The 19122-nt window shown below is 47.0% G+C and carries 18 protein-coding genes; 6 read left to right on the forward strand and 12 right to left on the reverse strand.

What is annotated here, in order from left to right; genetic code table 11:
* Positions 1–82: 82 nt before the first annotated feature.
* The 9 genes from hisF to hemC form a co-directional block, all read right to left on the reverse strand.
* On the reverse strand, positions 83–844 hold the full coding sequence (hisF, locus tag KRX19_03655; GenBank protein MBV7434114.1) for an imidazole glycerol phosphate synthase subunit HisF: 762 nt from the start codon (positions 842–844) through the stop codon (positions 83–85).
* Between the two features lie 2 nt (positions 845–846).
* Positions 847–1572 carry a gamma-glutamyl-gamma-aminobutyrate hydrolase family protein gene (locus KRX19_03660; GenBank protein ID MBV7434115.1) on the reverse strand — a complete coding sequence of 242 codons (726 nt, stop codon included), beginning with the start codon at positions 1570–1572 and terminating at the stop codon, positions 847–849.
* A gap of 7 nt (positions 1573–1579) precedes the next feature.
* Complete coding sequence (locus KRX19_03665; GenBank protein ID MBV7434116.1) at positions 1580–2791, reverse strand: acetyl-CoA C-acetyltransferase; 1212 nt, start codon at positions 2789–2791, stop codon at positions 1580–1582.
* A gap of 113 nt (positions 2792–2904) precedes the next feature.
* Positions 2905–3744: a 23S rRNA (adenine(2030)-N(6))-methyltransferase RlmJ gene (gene rlmJ / locus KRX19_03670; protein MBV7434117.1), complete on the reverse strand. Its 840-nt coding sequence runs from the start codon at positions 3742–3744 to the stop codon at positions 2905–2907.
* Position 3745: 1 nt separating this feature from the next.
* Positions 3746–4846, reverse strand: coding sequence for an AI-2E family transporter (locus KRX19_03675; GenBank protein ID MBV7434118.1), 1101 nt, complete (start codon positions 4844–4846; stop codon positions 3746–3748).
* A gap of 28 nt (positions 4847–4874) precedes the next feature.
* Positions 4875–6128, reverse strand: coding sequence for a heme biosynthesis protein HemY (locus KRX19_03680; protein ID MBV7434119.1), 1254 nt, complete (start codon positions 6126–6128; stop codon positions 4875–4877).
* A 12-nt stretch (positions 6129–6140) separates the two neighbouring features.
* Complete coding sequence (locus KRX19_03685; GenBank protein MBV7434120.1) at positions 6141–7895, reverse strand: uroporphyrinogen-III C-methyltransferase; 1755 nt, start codon at positions 7893–7895, stop codon at positions 6141–6143.
* The gene (locus KRX19_03690) at positions 7885–8637 is read right to left on the reverse strand and encodes a uroporphyrinogen-III synthase (GenBank protein ID MBV7434121.1); all 753 of its coding nucleotides are present in this window, start codon (positions 8635–8637) and stop codon (positions 7885–7887) included. The genes KRX19_03685 and KRX19_03690 overlap by 11 nt, the downstream gene beginning before the upstream one ends.
* On the reverse strand, positions 8634–9569 hold the full coding sequence (gene hemC / locus KRX19_03695; GenBank protein ID MBV7434122.1) for a hydroxymethylbilane synthase: 936 nt from the start codon (positions 9567–9569) through the stop codon (positions 8634–8636). The genes KRX19_03690 and hemC overlap by 4 nt, the downstream gene beginning before the upstream one ends.
* Before the next feature lie 131 nt (positions 9570–9700).
* Here hemC and argH point away from each other — a divergent pair, with 131 nt between their 5' ends.
* The 6 genes from argH to pfkB are packed head-to-tail and all read left to right on the forward strand — an operon-like array spanning position 9701 to position 15342.
* Positions 9701–11137 (forward strand): argininosuccinate lyase, encoded by a 1437-nt coding sequence (gene argH / locus KRX19_03700; GenBank protein MBV7434123.1) that lies wholly within the window; start codon positions 9701–9703, stop codon positions 11135–11137.
* 59 nt (positions 11138–11196) lie between these two features.
* Positions 11197–11502, forward strand: a complete 306-nt coding sequence (locus tag KRX19_03705; GenBank protein MBV7434124.1) for a flagellar biosynthesis protein FlgH — start codon at positions 11197–11199, stop codon at positions 11500–11502.
* Positions 11503–11560: 58 nt separating this feature from the next.
* Positions 11561–11932, forward strand: coding sequence for a hypothetical protein (locus KRX19_03710; GenBank protein ID MBV7434125.1), 372 nt, complete (start codon positions 11561–11563; stop codon positions 11930–11932).
* Between the two features lie 2 nt (positions 11933–11934).
* Positions 11935–13632 carry an NAD-binding protein gene (locus tag KRX19_03715; protein ID MBV7434126.1) on the forward strand — a complete coding sequence of 566 codons (1698 nt, stop codon included), beginning with the start codon at positions 11935–11937 and terminating at the stop codon, positions 13630–13632.
* Between the two features lie 2 nt (positions 13633–13634).
* The gene (locus KRX19_03720; protein MBV7434127.1) at positions 13635–14372 is read left to right on the forward strand and encodes an alpha/beta hydrolase; all 738 of its coding nucleotides are present in this window, start codon (positions 13635–13637) and stop codon (positions 14370–14372) included.
* 28 nt (positions 14373–14400) lie between these two features.
* On the forward strand, positions 14401–15342 hold the full coding sequence (gene pfkB / locus KRX19_03725; GenBank protein MBV7434128.1) for a 1-phosphofructokinase: 942 nt from the start codon (positions 14401–14403) through the stop codon (positions 15340–15342).
* 433 nt (positions 15343–15775) lie between these two features.
* Here the strand turns inward: pfkB and mnmG are convergent, their stop codons facing one another.
* From mnmG to proC, 3 genes are read right to left on the reverse strand one after another with little or no spacing between them, the layout of a single operon-like run.
* Entirely contained in the window at positions 15776–17641 is a 1866-nt protein-coding gene (gene mnmG / locus KRX19_03730; protein MBV7434129.1) for a tRNA uridine-5-carboxymethylaminomethyl(34) synthesis enzyme MnmG, read from the reverse strand.
* The gene (locus KRX19_03735) at positions 17638–18168 is read right to left on the reverse strand and encodes a YggT family protein (protein ID MBV7434130.1); all 531 of its coding nucleotides are present in this window, start codon (positions 18166–18168) and stop codon (positions 17638–17640) included. Before KRX19_03735 ends, mnmG begins: the two co-directional genes overlap by 4 nt.
* Before the next feature lie 3 nt (positions 18169–18171).
* Positions 18172–19017 (reverse strand): pyrroline-5-carboxylate reductase, encoded by an 846-nt coding sequence (gene proC, locus KRX19_03740; protein ID MBV7434131.1) that lies wholly within the window; start codon positions 19015–19017, stop codon positions 18172–18174.
* Positions 19018–19122: the final 105 nt, after the last annotated feature.

Here is a 19122-nt window from a genome sequence, read left to right on the forward strand (position 1 = left end):
GAAGGCTTTATTTGACTTGAAGATAAACTGCTGTTTTAGCTATCTCGATTGAGATACAAGCCTGTAATCAGTAGCTTGAAAATTAGATGCGTGTGTTGATACCGTGTTTTTGCAGATAAGCTTTGGCTTGTGCAATGGTGTATTCGCCAAAGTGGAAAATACTGGCCGCGAGGACGGCGTCACAGTGGCCTTTTGTTACACCTTCAACGAGGTGATCAAGATTGCCAACGCCTCCTGATGCAATGACAGGAACATTGGTGCACTTGTTGATACTTCTGAGAAGCAGATGATCAAAGCCCTGACGCGTACCATCCCGATCCATACTGGTGACGAGTAATTCACCAGCTCCGTATTCCGCCATACGCTCAGCCCACTTGACGGCGTTGATGTCAGTTTGTTTGCGCCCACCGTGAGTGAAAATATGCCATGTATTTTCAGCTGTTTGTTTCGCATCTATTGCAACAACAATACATTGGTTTCCGAAGTGTTGTGCGGCTTCTCTGACAAATTCCGGGTTGTGTACAGCTGCGCTGTTAATGGCGACCTTATCCGCACCAGCATTGAGGAGGCGACGAATATCTCCAAGACTTCTAACGCCGCCTCCGACCGTTAGCGGGATAAATACCTGCGCTGCAACTGCTTCTACCATTGCTAGTGTCGTGTCGCGGTTATCAGATGAAGCAGTGATATCAAGAAAAGTCAGCTCATCGGCGCCTTCGTCGTTATAGCGCTTAGCGGTTTCTACCGGGTCTCCGGCGTCGCGAATGTTGACGAAATTAGTGCCTTTGACGACGCGGCCGTTATCGACGTCCAGGCATGGAATAATACGTTTGCAGAGCGCCATAATTAGCTTTGCCTATGTTGGGTTGAAGGTGCTTTGTGCAGCCAATGTTGTAAAAAGGTGTTTAGCCACTTGCTAATAACTGGGCTAAGCTCTTTAAAGTAGCGTGCTTGAGCTGCAACTGTCTGCGCACCGGGGTGGCTGAGCTCTTCGCTGTCACGCGTATGCCAGTGCTCTATTTGTGCAGCAGTTGCTTCAGGATGGAATTGAAAACCATATGCACAATTGCCTATACGAAAAGCCTGATTTGGATATAGATCCGATTCTGCGAGTTTGACGCCACATTCAGGAATAGTAAAACCTTCATTGTGCCATTGGAAAAAACGCTCAGGGATTTGTGTAAAAATATCACTATAGCCAGCAATTGTTGGGTAAATTCTATAGTAGCCAATTTCGGTAATACGCTGAGGGTGGCGAGTAACCTTCCCGCCAAACGTCATCGCGAGCAGCTGTGCGCCTAGGCATATGCCAAGAAAGGGCTTGCCTAGCTCGACAGTTTCACGTATCCACAATAACTCTTGTAGTAATTCTGGTAAATCATTGTGATCGTTAGCACTCATCTTTCCGCCAAAGACAACTGCTGCATCAAAAGAGGCTTGATCAGGCAAAGTATCGCCATTTAGCGGACAGTAGTAAGTTATTTCGTAGCCTTGCGCACCGAGTAATTCACCAATCAATCCACTACTGCCTTGGGGATTGTGCAAAATAAAGGCGAGCCTGTTATTACTCATACCACCATTAATTATCCATTGCTCTGATCAATAGTGCAGTACCCATTCCCCCTCCAATACACAGAGAGGCTAAGCCTAAAGATTGCTTATCTCTGAGCAGGCCATATACCAGCGTTGTGATAATCCTGTTGCCGGAACAACCAATAGGGTGACCTAAAGCAATAGCACCACCCGTTGGGTTGGTGATTGTATTGAGGTGCGCATAATCACATTCGTGTTGTTGTGCCAGCTCTTTTATGACACCAATAGATTGCGATGCAAAAGCTTCATTAAGTTCGATGCGCTCTATATCAGCTAAACGATAGTTGCTACGCTCAAGTGCTTGTGCAATAGCTGGTACTGGCCCGAGCCCCATGATTTCCGGTGCTACACCGCCTTGACCATAGCTAATAATTTCAGCAAGTGGGTTAAGATTGTAGCGCTTCAATGCTTCTTCAGAGACGATGAGAATAGCTGAGGCGCCATCATTGAGTCCGGATGCATTACCCGCAGTAACGCTTCCTTCTTTATCGAAGGCTGGTTTGAGCTTGCTTAAACGCTCTATATTGGCATCACTGCGAATGTGTTCATCATCACTGAATGAGATGGTCTCGCGGCGCTGTTTAATTTCTACAGGGACAATTTCGGCATCAAATAAGCCATTTTCTTTGGCAGATTGTGCTTTTTGCTGTGAGCTGAGGGCAAATTCATCTTGCGCTTCACGAGTAATTTCGTATCGCTTGGCGATATTCTCAGCTGTGATCCCCATATGATAATTATGGAAAGCGTCAGTGAGCCCATCGCTGAGAATAAGATCCTTACTTTCAATATGACCCATTTTCTGGCCACGCCGCAAGTTACCTGATTGGACAAAACCTGCATTACTCATCGATTCAGTACCGACGGTAAGGATAACGTCAGCATCACCTGCTTTAATGTGTGCGCAAGCTTCAAGGACGGCTTTCATGCCCGAGCCACAAATCATATTCAGCGTATAGGCTGGGATATCGTGAGACAGACCTGTCGCGATCGAAACTTGGCGACCAACACCCATACCCAAACCAGCGGACAATACATTACCTACGATGACCTCATCGATATCATCTTTGTCAATGCCACTTTGCTTAAGTGCTGCCTTTGCGGCTGCGGCACCGAGCTCAATTGCAGACAGACCAGCAAGACTGCCCTGAAATGCGCCAATGGCGGTTCTTTTAGCTGCTACGATGTATAGACGGGTCATAGTGGTATCTCTCTATCTGTTGATATGGTGATTGTACATAGCCTAGGTTATTCGCCGTGTGAAGCTCAAGTTAAAGATAATAGGCGATATGATTGATACTCGCAACAATTGCTTTAGGCTTGCTCTATTTTGTAATTTGCTGAAGAGTCTTGTGCCAGTAGAGATACCAGGTTGGGTAATACATCATTGAGCTGATCTTTGAGAATATATGGTGGATTGACGATAAACATCCCACTGCCATACATGCCATGTTCATTAGCAGCTTGTACAGTCAATTCAGCGGATAAATATTTGTCAGCAAAAATGGTTTTGAGCCGATCGCGCATCTCAAATACAGAACGGCGGGGTAAAAGTGGATACCACAGCATTAAGCAAGCTTCACGGCAGCGCTGATGCATGGTCAGAAATGCATCAGGGGCGTGGTCATAATCACTTTTAACCTCGTAGGATGGATCGGTGAGAACCACCGCACGGCGGTTAGGGGGAGGAAGCCAGCCCAAGGCTGCTTTGAGACCATCTTGATGGCTGATACTGTAGCGGACGTTGCTCTTTAAATGTGCCATCGTCAATTCAAGAATTTTTACATCAGTAGGGTGTAATTCGCAAAGGCGGATATAGTCCTTCTTGCGCATAAGTGTTGAAGCGATGACAGGTGACCCAGGGTAGAGATGGTCATCACCACCCGTGCATTGGTTTATGGACTCAAGAAAATCTTGTAGTGGCTCAGAAAGTTGATCCATGGTTGCACGTAACACACCAATAGCAGCACGGTGCTCAGCAGTTTTTTGGGCGTAGTCACCTTCCAAATCATAACTGCCTGCGCCGGCATGAGTGTCGATATAAATATAAGGCTTATCCTTGCGGTTATAGTATTCAAGAACCTTAATTAATACCAAATGTTTCAGTAGATCAGCATGATTGCCGGCATGGAAGGCGTGTCTGTAGCTAAGCATATTATTTTGAATGGGAGTTAGAAGGTGGAATAAAGGTGGTAAAAGAATCGCGGGCTGCGTAGCGCCGCCATGCTTCAATGACGGCTTTCACCAAAGTTGCCAATGGAATTGCAAAAAATATGCCCCAGAACCCCCATAAACCACCAAATATCAATACGGCAATAATAATAGCGACGGGGTGAATGTTCACAGCCTCAGAAAAAATCAGCGGAACAAGTACATTGCCATCAAGCAGCTGTATAACCAAATAAATCGAAATTACCCACCAAAAATCAGAAGTAATACCAAATTGGACATAGGCCACTACCAGCACTGGAATTGTGACAATACTCGCACCAATATATGGTACCAATACAGACAAACCAACCATTAGGCTGAGCAATAGACCGTATTCTAGATTGAAATAGTGGAATGGTATAAAGCACATGACCCAAATAACCAAGATTTCGATAAATTTACCACGAATGTAATTACCTATTTGTTGATCCATTTCTTGCCATATTTCCTGCAGAATTTGTTTATTTTGAGGCAAAAATCGGCCAAGCCAAATCAGGATACGGTTTTTATCTTTCAAAAAGAAAAAGACCAGTATGGGGATGAGAATAGCGTAAACAATCACAGTAATTGCTGTGAGTAGAGAAGCGAACAGCTTGCGTGAGAAGATATCTTTACTGAAGTTTGACAGCTCGCTGTTAATGGTTGCGAGTAGTGATTGGATATCGCTGTCTTTAAATATATTTGGAAAACGCTCGGGTAGTAGCAGTAATTTCTGTTGTCCTATCACGAAGTATTCGGGTAAAGCTGAAATAAGATTTTTAGCCTGATGAATAACGGTCGGGATGAGCGCAATCATCAAATAAGTAATGAAAATACTGAATGCCAAATAAACTAGCGTGACGGCCATTATCCGTTTTATGCCGAGCCGTTCTAGCTTGGCGATTACGCCCTCAAGAAGATAGGCTATAACGATCGCAATGATGACGGGCAATAACCATTGCCCGAGAAAGTAAAAAATAAGCGTCAAACCTAGTGCAAAAAGCACTAGGCCGACGAGCGATGGATTGCGCAAAAAGCGCTGAATCGGTGAAAAAATAGCGTTCATGCGCAAATATTATGGTGTTCCTGGTAAATCAGGAAGAAATGGCTTTTTGATCTTGAGTGGCAGGCAATAGATCACCCGAAAGCGTCTCATCAACCGCTACAGAGACCACGCTTTGTCGGTATGCGGCAAGTGCGGCTTCAGGTTGGTCTTTTGCTTCGAGAATTTGAGCCCAGAGTGCAAAAGCCTCTTTTGAAGGGTGGCGCTTTATTGATTCTTCAATCGCCTGACCAGCTGTATCGTAGTCGTTCGCTTTATAGGCAATTAATGCTTTAGCATATAAGAATACTGCGTCATTTGGATGCTCTTTTTCCCAGCGTTGCATGTTGGCAAGTTGGGCTTTGAAGTTACCACTGCGCATTTGACTGTAGGCCTGAATCAGATCTAAATTTTGTGAGCGCTTAATTTCCTGATTGAGGAAGTGCTCAGCGGCATCGTTATGGCCATTTTCAGCCAGAGCACTGGCATACAACAAAACCATTTCCTGTTCTTTACGCATATCGGCTGGTAATGCACGCCAAGCAGTTTCAAGCTCGTAAACACTTTCGATTGAAGGTGTGTCTTTAAGTAGGCCTTTGGCGTAGAATTTTTGGCGAGCCTTGTAATCATCTTCTTTCATATAGCCTTTGAGCTTAGGCAAGATTCTCCAACCGCTTTCCCAATCACCTGTGTCAGCATATGCTTGTTCGAGCAATGACAATACTTTGACGTTTTTGCTTTCCTGATCTCGAATTTCTTCCAGTAGAGGAATGGCTTTGTCATGATCGCCGTGGTCGATATGCATTTCAGCTTCATTGAGTCTAGTCAGGGCTGTATGTTGTTTGCTGTGGGCGTGCTGACGGGCATTGAGCAAATAGCGCTCACGGCGTTCGTCAGCATTAAGGTAATCCGCTGCAATGGCAGCATTTTCAAAATAGATCACACTGGACTCACCAATCTCATCAGCCAAGTCGCCACCGCGCACAAAATATTTTTCTGCTTTGCTGTAGTGGCCACTGATCAGCTCTGCAAGTCCGTTTTGTAGATAGTCATGCGCTTTTTTGCGCTTGCGTACTTCTGCTGAACGGCTGAAGTACTGTGGTGAGCGCCACAAAAAGACGAATAGGCGAACGATCAGCGTGATAACCCATGCTGCAATAAGAGAAAGAATACACCAAATGATTAAATTGGTCGTTATAGTGTAATCCGGTAGACGCAGGGCAACAACAGCCGGAAAAGTCTTAATAAAGTAACCGGTAACGGCACACAGACTAATGATGATCAGTGCGAGGAAAAAACGAAACATATGACCTCCTGATTAGCCGGCTTGCTGGATAGATTTGATAAGAGCAGCTATGTCTGGCTTATCATTTTGCTGCTGGGTAAGCTCGCTAAGCTGGTTCATGGCTTGCTTGACTTGCTCTGCATTGGTATCAAAGTAATGTGCTACTCGATCATGCAGTGTCGCTGCAATTTGTTGAGCGCGCTCTTGATCGCCGACCAGCAGTGCATTGCGGATCATAGCCAGATCCAAGCGTACATTCTCGCGAATGATTTCCTGAAGATGAGGGTTTTCGTTGACCCAAGTCAGGCCCGCTGCATCATTTTTGGTAATGGTGACAGTGCTTGAAAGAATGCTGTTGCCGATGTGCTTAATGTCATCCTTCCAGCTTTCAGTTGGTTTATTAGATGGTTTGTTATCGAGTACATTCTCAGGGTCAGTGCTGATAAATGGCCAGTTTCCGACACTATTGATCATGTTATCGATTTCTTGCTGGCTATTTTGTTGTTTTGCCAGGGCTTTAGTCTTTTGTGCTAACTCTTCAATTTGTCCAGCGAATTGAGCATATGGTTGCTGGTTGAGGTGTAAGTCATCAAAGCTTGCTTTGGCTTGCTGCAAATATTGGCTGGCAAGACCAAACTGATGAGCATTGCTCGCAACTTCGGCCAATGTCAGGGTGTTGATTAATGGGTAAACAATAGGCTGCTGATCAGCTGCGGTAATCTTTTGCTCAGCTTGGCTGACTGATTTACTGAGGTTAGATTGCGCCTGTTCAGCAGTTTGTGACAGTGCAGATTTAAGTGATTCACCTTGTTGCTTGATTTGCTCAAGGTACTGCTCTATCTCTGCCTTGTTTTGCTTGATGGCATTAATTTCACTACTTAAATCAATTGCAGGCTGCGCGTTTTTACCGCCATCAGCGCTACTGATCAGCGCTTCCTTGATCATAGTGCTAACTTGTTCTTTACTCAGCGTAGGCTGGCCAGCTTGCTGAGGCTGTGATGTGGCTGACTCCTGCAAAGACTGCTTGGCTTGGTCAACTTGCTCGGCAATCAAGCTTTGAATTTGTGCTTCTCCAAGCCCTTGCGCTGGTGCAGATTTAAGCTCTCCCACCTGATTTTCAAGGCTCTTGATGCTCTCATCTAACTTGGATACATCGCCTTTATTGGTTTTTTCAGCTATTGAACTTTGTAATTGCGCAATTTGTTCTTGCAGCTTTTGGACTTCTTCCGGATTGGATTGTGCCTGCTGCATACTGCTGTACAAAGCATACCCGCTGACACCAAGTGCGATCAGACTGATGATCAATGGTAGTGGGCTTCGCTTTGACGGACCGTTCTTACTTGGCGGTGTGGGAGGAGGTGTACCGTTGCCTTTGTTATTCGCAGAAGCGTTGGTTGGTTTGCTGTCTGCTGCTTTTTTTTCTGCTTCTTTGTTAGGCGTTGTGCTGGAAGTTGTTGGCTTGGCGGCACTTACTGGTTTGCTATTTGGAGGGATAGGTTTAGCCAAAGTATCACTTGATTTGTTGTTGCCTTTATCGGCGTTGCTTGCTAATGCAGCAGAGCTATTATTTGCGCCTGATGTGGCGGTGTTGGCGACCGAAGATTTCTCTGCTGGCGTTTTGTTATCTTTAGTGTTGTTTGCCTGTGGCTTGTTGTTTTCCAATACAGGCTTGCTATTTTGGTCCACTTTATTTGAAGCAGATTTGCTGGGACCAGATGCAGAGGTTGTCTGTGGTTTCTTGTCTTTATTAGCCGGGTTATTGACCGGCTTATTGTTTTTACTGCTCATTAATGTACTCCATAGTTCCTGAAAAAGGTGGCCGCCATGCCGCAATTGCGCTCACCAGAGTATCTTCATTTGCTTGGGATGCACTGAAGACCTGTTGAAATCCGGACTTTCGGGCAAGTTCGGCAAGCCTGGGGCTGATGCAAGCCATGATCGCTTGATATTGTAACAGCTTCAACTTTTTTTGCGGGGTAATTTCAACCAGACACTTCAAGCTGCTGCCACTCGTGATCATGATGATATTGAACTTGTCTGGTTGATATGGCAGCTGAGAATGATGCTGGCGGCATTGACGTGTGTAGGTAGAGATGAACTGTGTGTGGTTTCGCTTGCCCAATGACTCCAAAAGTAGTGTGCGGCCACCCGGTGCGCCAATAATGGCAATTCGTTTTGCATCAGGCCACCATGATTCAATCAGTGCTTCGCTGTTATAAGGTGGGGGCGCAGTTTCGATAGGCGTATTCGGTATGCTCTGGCTCAGGGCTGCTTCTGTGCGTTGCCCGATCGCAATGCAGTACTGTTCAGTGGAAGGTGTGTATTGATTAACCAGGTGCTCTACCGCATGTTGGCTGGTGAAAACCAAATAGTCCGCAGTTTTTAGAAAATTAATATCCGGTGGTGTTAGTGCTTGTTCTTCGATGCAGAGCAAGGGGTAGTGGCTACTGTGTTGCGCTAACGCAGGATAGCGGCTGACAAAGCGCTGCCAATCCTGCGTATCTCGGGTATAAATCAGGTGATGCTTCACGTTGCCTGTAAAGCTGCCAAAATATCTAAAGCACCTTCTGCAATAAGTTGCTCACTTGCTTGTTGGGCAATATCCATTGCCTCGGCGAAGTCGCCTGACTGTGTGTAATGTAGTACTTTGCTACCGTCCGGATAGCCAACTTTGGCTTCAAAATGGAATTGACCATCTTGATTATGGCCATAAGCTGCTATTGGTACTTGGCAACTACCTTCGAGACGAGTGTTGATGATGCGTTCGGCACGTACACATTGCGCTGTTTCAGGGTCGTTAAATGGCGCAAGTAAATCAAGCATTTCTGGAGTATCTAGGCATTCAATCCCAATGGCGCCTTGCCCAATAGCTGGAAGGCTAATTTGGGGTGAAAAATGGTGCTGAATACGATCTTCAAGGTTAAGGCGAATCAAGCCGGCGCTGGCGAGGACAATGGCATCAAAATCACCATTATCCAGTTTGGCTAAGCGGGTTTGGACGTTGCCACGCAGATCCAGTAATTCTAGATCTGGCCTGATTGCTGAGAGCTGCATACGGCGGCGTAAGCTACAGGTGCCAACTTTTGCACCTTGAGGCAGTTCCTCAAATTGAGCGTAGTGATTGCTGACAAAAGCATCAAAGGGGTTTTCGCGCTTGAGGATGGCCGCGAGTGTAAATCCTTCGGGAAAGTGAACGCCGACATCTTTCATTGAGTGAACAGCAATATCAGCCTCACCTTGTTGAATAGCGACTTCCAATTCCTTGATGAATAATCCTTTGCCGCCGATTCGCGCGAGTGGGGTATCGAGGATCTTATCGCCTTTCGTGACAATTGGCACTAATGATACGGAGAGCTCGGGATAGTATTCGCGTAACAGTTTGGCGACGTGCTCGGCTTGCCAAAGTGCCAGTTTGCTTTGTCGCGTTGCGATGCGAATTTCTTTATTGGTGACGGAATTCATAAGCTGTGTATATCGACTTCATCTCAAACAGGCGCTAAGCTTAGCGCTTTGAATCACGCTGAGCAAGCTAGTTAGAGCGAGCGACATTTATTTATAAGGCAGTAGGGCTTAATTAATTTATGGGACAGAACATGCATAATGAAGGTATTGATAGCGGCACAGGGTTTGATCAAGCTGAGCAGAAGGGGATAAAAGCCAACCAGACTTGGGGTGGGCGCTTTCAGGAATCGACCGATGCCTTTGTTGCAGAATTCACTGCTTCGGTAGCATTTGATCGCCGTATGGCTGATGAAGATATTAACGGTTCATTGGCGCACGCTGAAATGCTTGCGGCAGTCGGGGTGCTCAATGAGCAGGAGCTGGCGCAAATTCGCAGTGGATTGAGCCAAATTCGTGAGGAAATATCTGAAGGGCGGTTTGAGTGGTCTATTGCGCTCGAAGATGTGCATATGAACATCGAGAAGCGCCTTACTGATTTGATCGGCATTACCGGCAAAAAACTGCACACTGGGCGCTCGAGAAATGATCAGGTTGCAACGGATTTACGCCTGTACTTGCGCGCGGCGATTGATGCATGTCTCGGCGAATTGCGTCGCTTTCAGCATGGTCTGCTCGATGTGGCCGAGCGCGAAGCAGATACCATCATGCCGGGATTTACGCACTTGCAAGTAGCTCAGCCGATTACATTTGGCCACCATTTGCTGGCCTGGTTCGAGATGCTGGAGAGAGATGGTGGGCGCTTGCTCGATTGCCGCGCTCGCCTGAACCAATCGCCGCTGGGTGCAGCAGCACTGGCCGGTACGACTTATCCGATAGACCGCGAAATGACGGCGAAACTACTGAATTTTGATGGTGTTTGCCGTAACTCACTTGATGCTGTTTCTGACCGGGATTTTGCGATTGAATTTTGTGCCTCAGCCAGTATTTTATTGATGCACTTATCACGCTTTTGTGAAGAATTGATTTTGTGGAACAGCAGTGCATTTGCTTTCATTGATATACCGGATCGTTTCTGCACGGGTTCTTCAATTATGCCGCAGAAAAAAAATCCTGATGTTCCTGAGTTGGTGCGTGGCAAAAGTGCGCGGGTTTATGGGCACCTTTTCGCACTCCTTACTCTTATGAAGAGCCAGCCTTTGGCTTATAACAAGGACAACCAAGAAGATAAAGAGCCAGTTTTCGATACCGTTGATACGGTGCTTAATTGTCTGCGTGCTTTTGCGGATATGGTGCCTCATTTGCAGCCTAATCGAGACAAAATGTACGCAGCTGCGAAGCAGGGCTTCTCTACAGCGACAGATCTTGCCGATTATCTGGTTCGTCGTGGCGTTGCTTTCCGCGATGCGCATGAGGTGGTTGGTCAAGCAGTGCATATAGCTTTAGAGCAAGGCGCTGATCTCAGTGATTTGTCTTTGGATACGTTGCAGCGATTGAGTAATGTTATTGGAGATGATGTCTATGATTACCTCACACTTGAGGGGTCGGTTGCTGCACGTAAACACATCGGTGGAACTGCACCTGAGCAAGTTCGAGTTCAAATCGACAAGTGGCGGCAACAGTCGCGCTAAACTGTGCGACAATGGCGAAAGGAATTGTGTGTTAAAGCGTATCCATCGGGAGGTCGCTCATGTTTAAGACAGTATTGGTTTTGTCCGTAGTAGTGGCCGTAGCAGGCTGCGCTAATCAGCCGCCACCCTCTGGTGTGCCTTTGGCTGCGCAATCTACGCCAGCACCGGCGTATTCACCACTTGATCAGCCCAGCTTGCTACCAGCAAGCCATCAACGCTATAGCCAGCAGCGCAATCCGCTTGAAGGGGCAGCTTATGGGTCTATGATTGGTGGTGGATTAGGGCAAGTCGTTGGTCAGGACACAGAATCGACAGTGTATGGCGCGGCAGCAGGTGCATTAATCGGCTATGGTACAAATCGCTAATTTTTAAATTATGCCAACCCTTTTGGGTTGGTTTTTGATAACGTTTGGTAGGTATTTTATGCGCAGTGAACGCGTTTGGTTCAGCTTCTTTATTTTATTGGCGCTTACGCTCAATTTTGGATTCGTCTATGGCAGCATCGACAATCCCGAGCATCACGATAAAATTGAATTATTTTTAGCATTTGTGGTGAGTGTGGTATGTACCATTCTCAAGTTTGGTGACCGTTCGCATCTCGGTGCGCTGTTGTTGGCAACGAGTCTCGTTGCTGATGTCCAATTGCTGTCAGCGATTGGTGTATGGACATTCAACACTGGTTTGCTCGATGCAGCGACACTGTCAACAATCGTTTCATTTACCGCAGGTGCTTTGGTGGCTAACCTCGTGTCGGTGATTTTGGTTGTGATTGAAGTGGCAACCTTACGGCGCTAATTGTGAATGATATTGTCTATCTGATTTTACGCCAGATACGACGTCCGGCGCTGATTCTGCTGAGTGCTTACTCGGTCGCAGTACTTGGGATGTCGTTAATCCCGATGGTTGGTGAAGACGGTGAGATGACTTATCTCAGTGTCTTTCAGTCATTTTATTGGGTGAGCTATACCGCGACGACGATTGGTTATGGTGAAGTGCCGGTGCCATTTTCCGATTGGCAGCGTATCTGGGTTGCATTCAGTATTTATTACACCGTTCCGGCCTGGCTTTATGCGGCCGGTAAAATTATCGCACTAATGCAGGATCCAACTTTCCAGCATGCACTGGAAGAGAGCCGCTTTGCACGTAGAGTATTGTCGCAGCGCGAGCGTTTTGTGATTATTTGTGGCTTTGGTGAAGCTGGGCAACGGTTGGTGAGTTCTTTTTTGGCTGACGATTATCAGTGTGTGGTGATTGAGCAAGACCAGAATCGAGTCAACAGGATGTCACTCGATCCAGCCTTGCATCGAGTGCTTGCGATACAAGGTGATGCGTCTGATGTCGAATTACTTGAGAAAGCTGGAATTGGTTCGCCGCACTGCCGTGCTGTCATTGCCATCACCGATGAAGAAACGGTGAACATTAAGGTAGCACTGGCAGCACGCTTGCTTTCCAGTGACCGTTCTCGCTTCAAAGTGATTTGTCGTACCTTTACCCGGCGTGGCAGTGCCAATGCAAAATCATTTGCGACGGATGTTGTCATCAATACGAACCGAATCTTTACAGAAAGGCTGACCATTGGCTTGCGCCGACCGTCCATTGCCAAGCTGATGTCGCTTATGCATGCCAAACCAGGCACGGAGCATCACTATGCGCCGCAGCCACCGCGCGGGCACTGGATTATTTGTGGCTACGACAATCTCGGGAAAACGCTTGAACGCTTTTTAGACTATGAGGGCGTAGATACGACCATCATAGATACAGGCATAGAAGCCAAAGATCGCCACGTTATCGGGACGGGCACCGAAGCTGTGACCTTGCGTGAAGCACGCATAGACCGTGCGACTGCGATTGTTGCCGGGCGCACGAATGATCCGGATAACCTCTCTATTGTGATGACAGCAAAGAGTATGCATCCGTCGCTGTTTGTAGTGGGTAAACAGAACCGCAGCAGTAATCATCGTCTGTTTGACGTGGCTGGTTTTGATAGCGTCATGGAAGAGGCTGAATTAATCGTCAGTAAAAGTTTCCCCGAGGTAGCTCGCCCACTCATGAGCCGCTTTTTGGTTTTGCTGCGCCATCAGAATGAAAAGTGGGGCAAAGCCATGCTCGAAAGGATTGAGGCATTGGCTGGTAACCATGTTCCATACCAATATATTTTGCGCATTGATGAGCAGCGTGCTCCAGCAGTTGTTAAAGAGCTGGCAAATGGCCATTTATTGCGTATGCAGAGCTTGTGGATGCATCCACACCAGCCGGATACACAGCACGATGCGATTCCGCTGTTATTGCTGCGTAACAAACAAGAGATATTGTTACCAAAGCCTGCTACCGCACTGCAAAAAGATGATCGTGTTTTGATTATCTATAAAGAGCGGATAGTGGAGCAGCGGATTCATCGTGCAGCCATTGATGAGGGCGAGCTGTACTATGCGATGCACGGCAAAGAACATACGCGATCATTATTAATGAATTATATTTTCAATAAATTGGATTAAATATGCTTTATTATCATTGTGAAGGTAAAGGTTCGCCGTTATTATTGCTACACAGTGGTGGCATGGCCGGTGAAGAATGGCAGCCGCAGATTGATGCGCTTGCCAAGCGCCACCGCGTGATTGTCCCCGATTTACCGGGGCATGGTCGCTCACCGCTTGAAGGTGAAAGGCTTACTGTGGATGGTATGGGTGAGGCGGTGATTGCATTACTTGATGAACTTGGCGTTGAGCAGACGCATGTTTGCGGGTCTTCTATGGGAGGCGCAGTCGCTTTATGGTTAACATTAAATTATCCACAGCGTATTAAGCGCTTGGTTGTTTACCGCATCACATACCGTAAAAATACGGGAACCCATGAACAAACCCAAAGCATGGCTGACCCTGGATATTGGCAGCGCTTTGGATTGCACAAATGGTTGTCTAAGCTTCATGAGCCACAAGGTGGCGCTGAGGCATGGAAAAAAGTGATTGCCCGTGTTAGCCAAGCTCTTGATCCGCAGACTTCTGCACATAGTCACCAGCTTGAAGATTTACAGCGAATAAAAAATCCGACTTTGTTGATTGTCGGTGACCGTGATCCAGTCGCTCCGCTGGGTGATGTTTTGGATATGTATCGCACCATACCGTCAGCAGGCCTTTGGGTAATGCCATTTGCGAGCCATATTACAGCGACCAATACTTGGCGCAGTGATGCATTCAGCGAAGAAGTTTTGCGCTTTCTTGCAAAGCCAATAGATTGAATTGAAGATTAACTAAGGAGAGTTGAAAATGGAAAAAGTAATAACCGTGACTCCTAATCCGGCCATTGACCTGACTATGCACGTTTCAGACTGGGAGCGTGGGCGCGTTAACCGCGGGGAAGATATGTTCGTTACACCAGGTGGTAAAGGGCTGACCGTTGCGTTAAATCTCGCAGAGGCTGGAATTCATAGCCGTGTTACCGGGTGGATGGGGGCACACAATGATGCACCATTTACTCGTGCTTTTGAAGCGCATGACATCGTTGATGATTTCATTCGTTACCCGGGTGATACTCGCCGTAACATAAAAATCGTTGATAACAGCAATGGCGAAACAACCGACATCAATATGCCTGGTCAAAACGTCAGTACTGAATTGTTGCAGCAGCAGCTTGATTATCTTGATCGTGAAGTTGACGAGAATACGGTTCTTGTTTTTGGTGGATCGTTGCCACCGGGTATTGAAAAAGACTTTTATGCGCGTATGGCTGCGAAATATCGTGATAAGTGCCGTTATTTGGTGATAGATACCAGTGATCGTGCATTAAAAGCAATGATGAATGCTGATGTGTTGCCGCATGTCATCAAACCTAATATTCATGAGCTGGAAGGCTTGACTGGTCGCTCGATTGAGACCGCTGAAGATATCGTTGAACAGGCAAGAGAGTTTATCGCTCGTGGAGTTAAACTCGCAGTGGTATCGGCTGGAGAAAAAGGGGCATGGTTTGTAACCGAAGATACTGTTATTCATGCACAGCCGCCAAAAGTCAAAGTGGCTAGTACGGTTGGCGCTGGTGATGCCATGGTTGCCGGGACAGTTCGTGGCTTGCTGCTGAATCGTCCTTTGGAAGAAATTGCACGCACAGCGACTGCGTACAGCGTCGCCAATATTATGGCTGTAGGGATTTCTTTGCCGCCACAAGATGAAATTGAACGTATTCGTGAAAAAGTAACCATCACTAAAGAGTAACCCTTAATATTAGTGTGGCGTGTTTATTGCGCCAAAACTTCTAAAGCCCATTGAGTAGTTATGAAAATACTCAATGGGCTTTTTGTATCGAATGTATTTTGGGGTTGTTTGGGTATTATTCTGTGGCCAGATTTTGAGTAACCAATGCTCTATTCTGGCTAATGCAGTATGTGCCATTAAGGTGCTTTGCCATAAAAAAATGGCCTCGCATGGCGAGGCCATTTGATCCAATAACCTATTGGTTAATCTTCAATGAAGGGTAGTGAGTCGCCATTCCATCTGTGTTCGCTGTCGGGAAGGAAAGTGAGGCTTTCTCCCTCGGCTGAACTGATCAACCATCCGCCAGGAACGGGAGTACGAAAAAAAGGCTTCTTGGGACCACCTTTTGAAGTGATCAATTTCCACTCAAGACGGGGTTTTTTGCCAAATAGTTTCATGAAATTGATTCTCGTGTGTTGATATGGTGTTTTTTCAGGTAAATATGCAATAACGATAAAGCCGCAGGTGTGACCCCCGGAATACGAGCAGCCTGATCCATACTTATTGGCTGAATCCGCTGTAGCTTCTCTGCAACTTCGGAAGAAAGCCCGCGCACAGCCAAGTAGTCAAACGGTGTAGGAAGTGCTTGCTCGCGTTGACCACGCATTTTTGCGACGTCGTCTTGTTGTCTGGCAATGTATCCAGCATATTTTGCATGAATATCAATTTGCTCAATGACGGCTGGGTCGAGTTCAGGGGCGTCGAATTCAGGCAATGCGGCTAGCGTCGCATAATCAATTTCAGGTCGCTTGAGCAGTTCAATGGCATGAACAGGCTGCTTGAGTTCTGGTAGCTGTGTTGGGCGAACCAAAGTTTGTGCAAGGCGGCCTTGCTCACGCTCAATGGCCTCCATTTTCTCGCTGAATGCGCGGTAGTGCTCTTCTCCGACAACGCCAAGCTCATGACCAATTGCGGTTAGGCGTGCATCGGCATTGTCTTCGCGTAACAGCAGGCGATATTCGGCACGCGAGGTAAACATGCGGTAGGGCTCTGATGTTCCTTGAGTAACGAGGTCATCGACCAAGACGCCGATATAGGCTTGCTCACGTTGTGGATACCAAGGGTCTCGTTGCTGGACGCGCAGTGCGGCGTTGATACCAGCCAGAAGCCCTTGTGCCGCAGCTTCTTCATAGCCTGTGGTGCCATTGATCTGACCAGCAAAGAAGAGGTTGCGGATGGTCTTGGTTTCGAGGTGGTGATATAAGCCTTGTGGATTAAAGAAATCGTATTCGATTGCGTAACCAGGGCGAGTAATAAAGGCCTTTTCCAGCCCCTTCATCGCCTGAATGTATTCAATTTGTGCTGCGAAAGGCAAGCTGGTTGAAACGCCATTAGGGTAGAGCTCGTTCGTGGTTAGGCTTTCTGGCTCGATGAAGACCTGATGGCTGCTTTTATCGGTAAAGCGCATGACTTTGTCTTCAATCGAAGGGCAGTAGCGTGGCCCACTGGCATCAATAACACCAGTGTACATGGGCGATTGGTCGAGGTATTTACGGATGACGTCGTGCGCTTTTTCATTGGTGTGCGTGATATAGCACGATATTTGCCGTGGGTGCTGGCTGACGTTACCAAGGAATGAAAATACTGGCATCGGTTCATCGCCGGGCTGTTCGGCAAGCACACTATAGTCAACTGAGCGTGCATCAATACGAGGAGGCGTACCGGTTTTCAGGCGATTAACATCAAACGGTAAGTCACGCAGACGTGCAGACAGCTCATTTGATGGAGGATCACCAGCGCGACCACCTGCAAAATTGTTCAGGCCAACATGGATCTTGCCACCGAGAAAAGTACCGGCTGTGAGCACCACAGTATCAGCGTAAAAATCAATTTGATGCTGTGTTTTGACGCCGCAGACCTGCTCGCCATCAAGAATGACGTCTGTAACCGGCGACTGGAAAACATCGAGATTGGCTTGGTGTTCGACCATATTGCGGATAGCCGCTTTGTAAAGAATACGGTCAGCCTGAGCCCGAGTTGCACGTACAGCCGGACCTTTGCGGCTATTGAGAATGCGCCACTGAATGCCAGATAAATCAGCAGCTTTAGCCATCAGACCACCAAGAGCATCGACTTCTTTGACCAGATGTCCTTTACCTATACCGCCGATTGCTGGATTACAGCTCATTTGGCCAATTGTTTCAATATTGTGGGTCAGTAGTAGCGTGCGTGCACCCATGCGCGCAGCAGCGCAGGCTGCTTCGACACCTGCATGGCCGCCACCAACAACGATAACTTGATATTGCTGGGGGTATTTCATGGATGACCAACCAGTGCAGAGCCAATCAGAGAAAAAGTTAGCTTATACATCCCACTTTGCGCGAATTGGATCGCAAACAAGGCAATGATTGGTGAAAAGTCGAGCCCACCAAGTGATGGAATGATGCGACGAATTGGCGCAAGCAGCCAATCCGAGCAAGACAGCGCAACTTGCATGACTGGTTGACGCGGATCAGTTTGGAGCCATGAACCGATCACAACGATCAACATGGTATAGAAAATTACTTGTAGCCAAGTGGTGATGAAAAGTATGTTGATGCCAAACAGCAAAGCAATTGAAATATTTCGGAACAGCACAAATGCAGCCAGTACGGCGATAATCACTGCAGGGACCAAAGCTGCATAGTCGTAGCGCTTGCTGGGCATTAAGCGTTTAAAGGGGAGGACGACGGGATCGGTCAACTGGTTAAGCTTATCGACTACAGGATTGTAGCCAAGGCGGTAGGCATTGACGTGAAAGCGAACAATAAATACCGCAATCAGTAATTTAATAATAAATATAATCATGGATCACCAATCTTTGGTTAGCGATTGTCTGAGGTCGGTGGATTTGTTCACAACAGCATCCATTGCCTGAGTGACTACGCGATCTAGCTCAGCTTGCTCAAACACGGCGAGAGCTTGTGCGGTGGTACCCCCTTCAACTGCAACACTTCGGCATAGGTCTGCAAAATCAGGTTTTTCTGCATCATTTTCCAGTGCCAAAGTAGCAGCGCCCATCGCAGTCAAGGTCACTAAGTCGTACACTTCATCTCGCTCAAAGCCGTATTGCTCACCAGCTTTAGCCATTGCCTGCATAAAACGGAAGAAGTAGGCGATACCACTACCGGTAATCGCTGTTATGCCATCAATTTGTACTTCATCATCAAGCCAAGCGATTTCGCCCACAGTAGAGAAGATTGCTTCAATCAGGCCAGCATCTTCATCTGATAAATCCTGATCGGTGTATATACCGGTTAGTGAAGCATTTACTTCAGCACCAACATTGGGCATGGCACGGATCAATGGTAGATCATCACCGATGAACTTGCGGTAGGAGGTGGAATTGATTGCGGCTGCCAGTGTCACGATGATTTTTTCATTGAGATCATAGCTGGTTATTTCTTCCAATACTGTACGAATTTGCTGGGGCTTGACAGCGAGGATAATGATGTCAGCTTGCTGGATCAGCCATTGATTATCCGCCCTGCATTCTATGCCGCAGAGTTCGCTGGCACGATTAGCGCTGGCTTGGCTTTGGCAGGTAGCTAAGATATTAGTTGCAGGGAAGGTGTTGTTTTCATCTGCGAGCAGGCCAGAAATAATGGCTTGAGCCATGTGGCCACAGCCAATGAAACCTATTGTGGGTAAATTCATTTTAATAAGCCTCTACGGCAATTTATTGAGTCGCGAATTTTATCATGGAATGAAACTTTGGTCAGTCTGCTGATTTCAAGCTAAGATAGTCGTTTGTTACGGTTT

This window comes from Cardiobacteriaceae bacterium TAE3-ERU3 (assembly GCA_019218315.1).
GTDB lineage: Bacteria > Pseudomonadota > Gammaproteobacteria > Cardiobacteriales > Cardiobacteriaceae > JAHUUI01.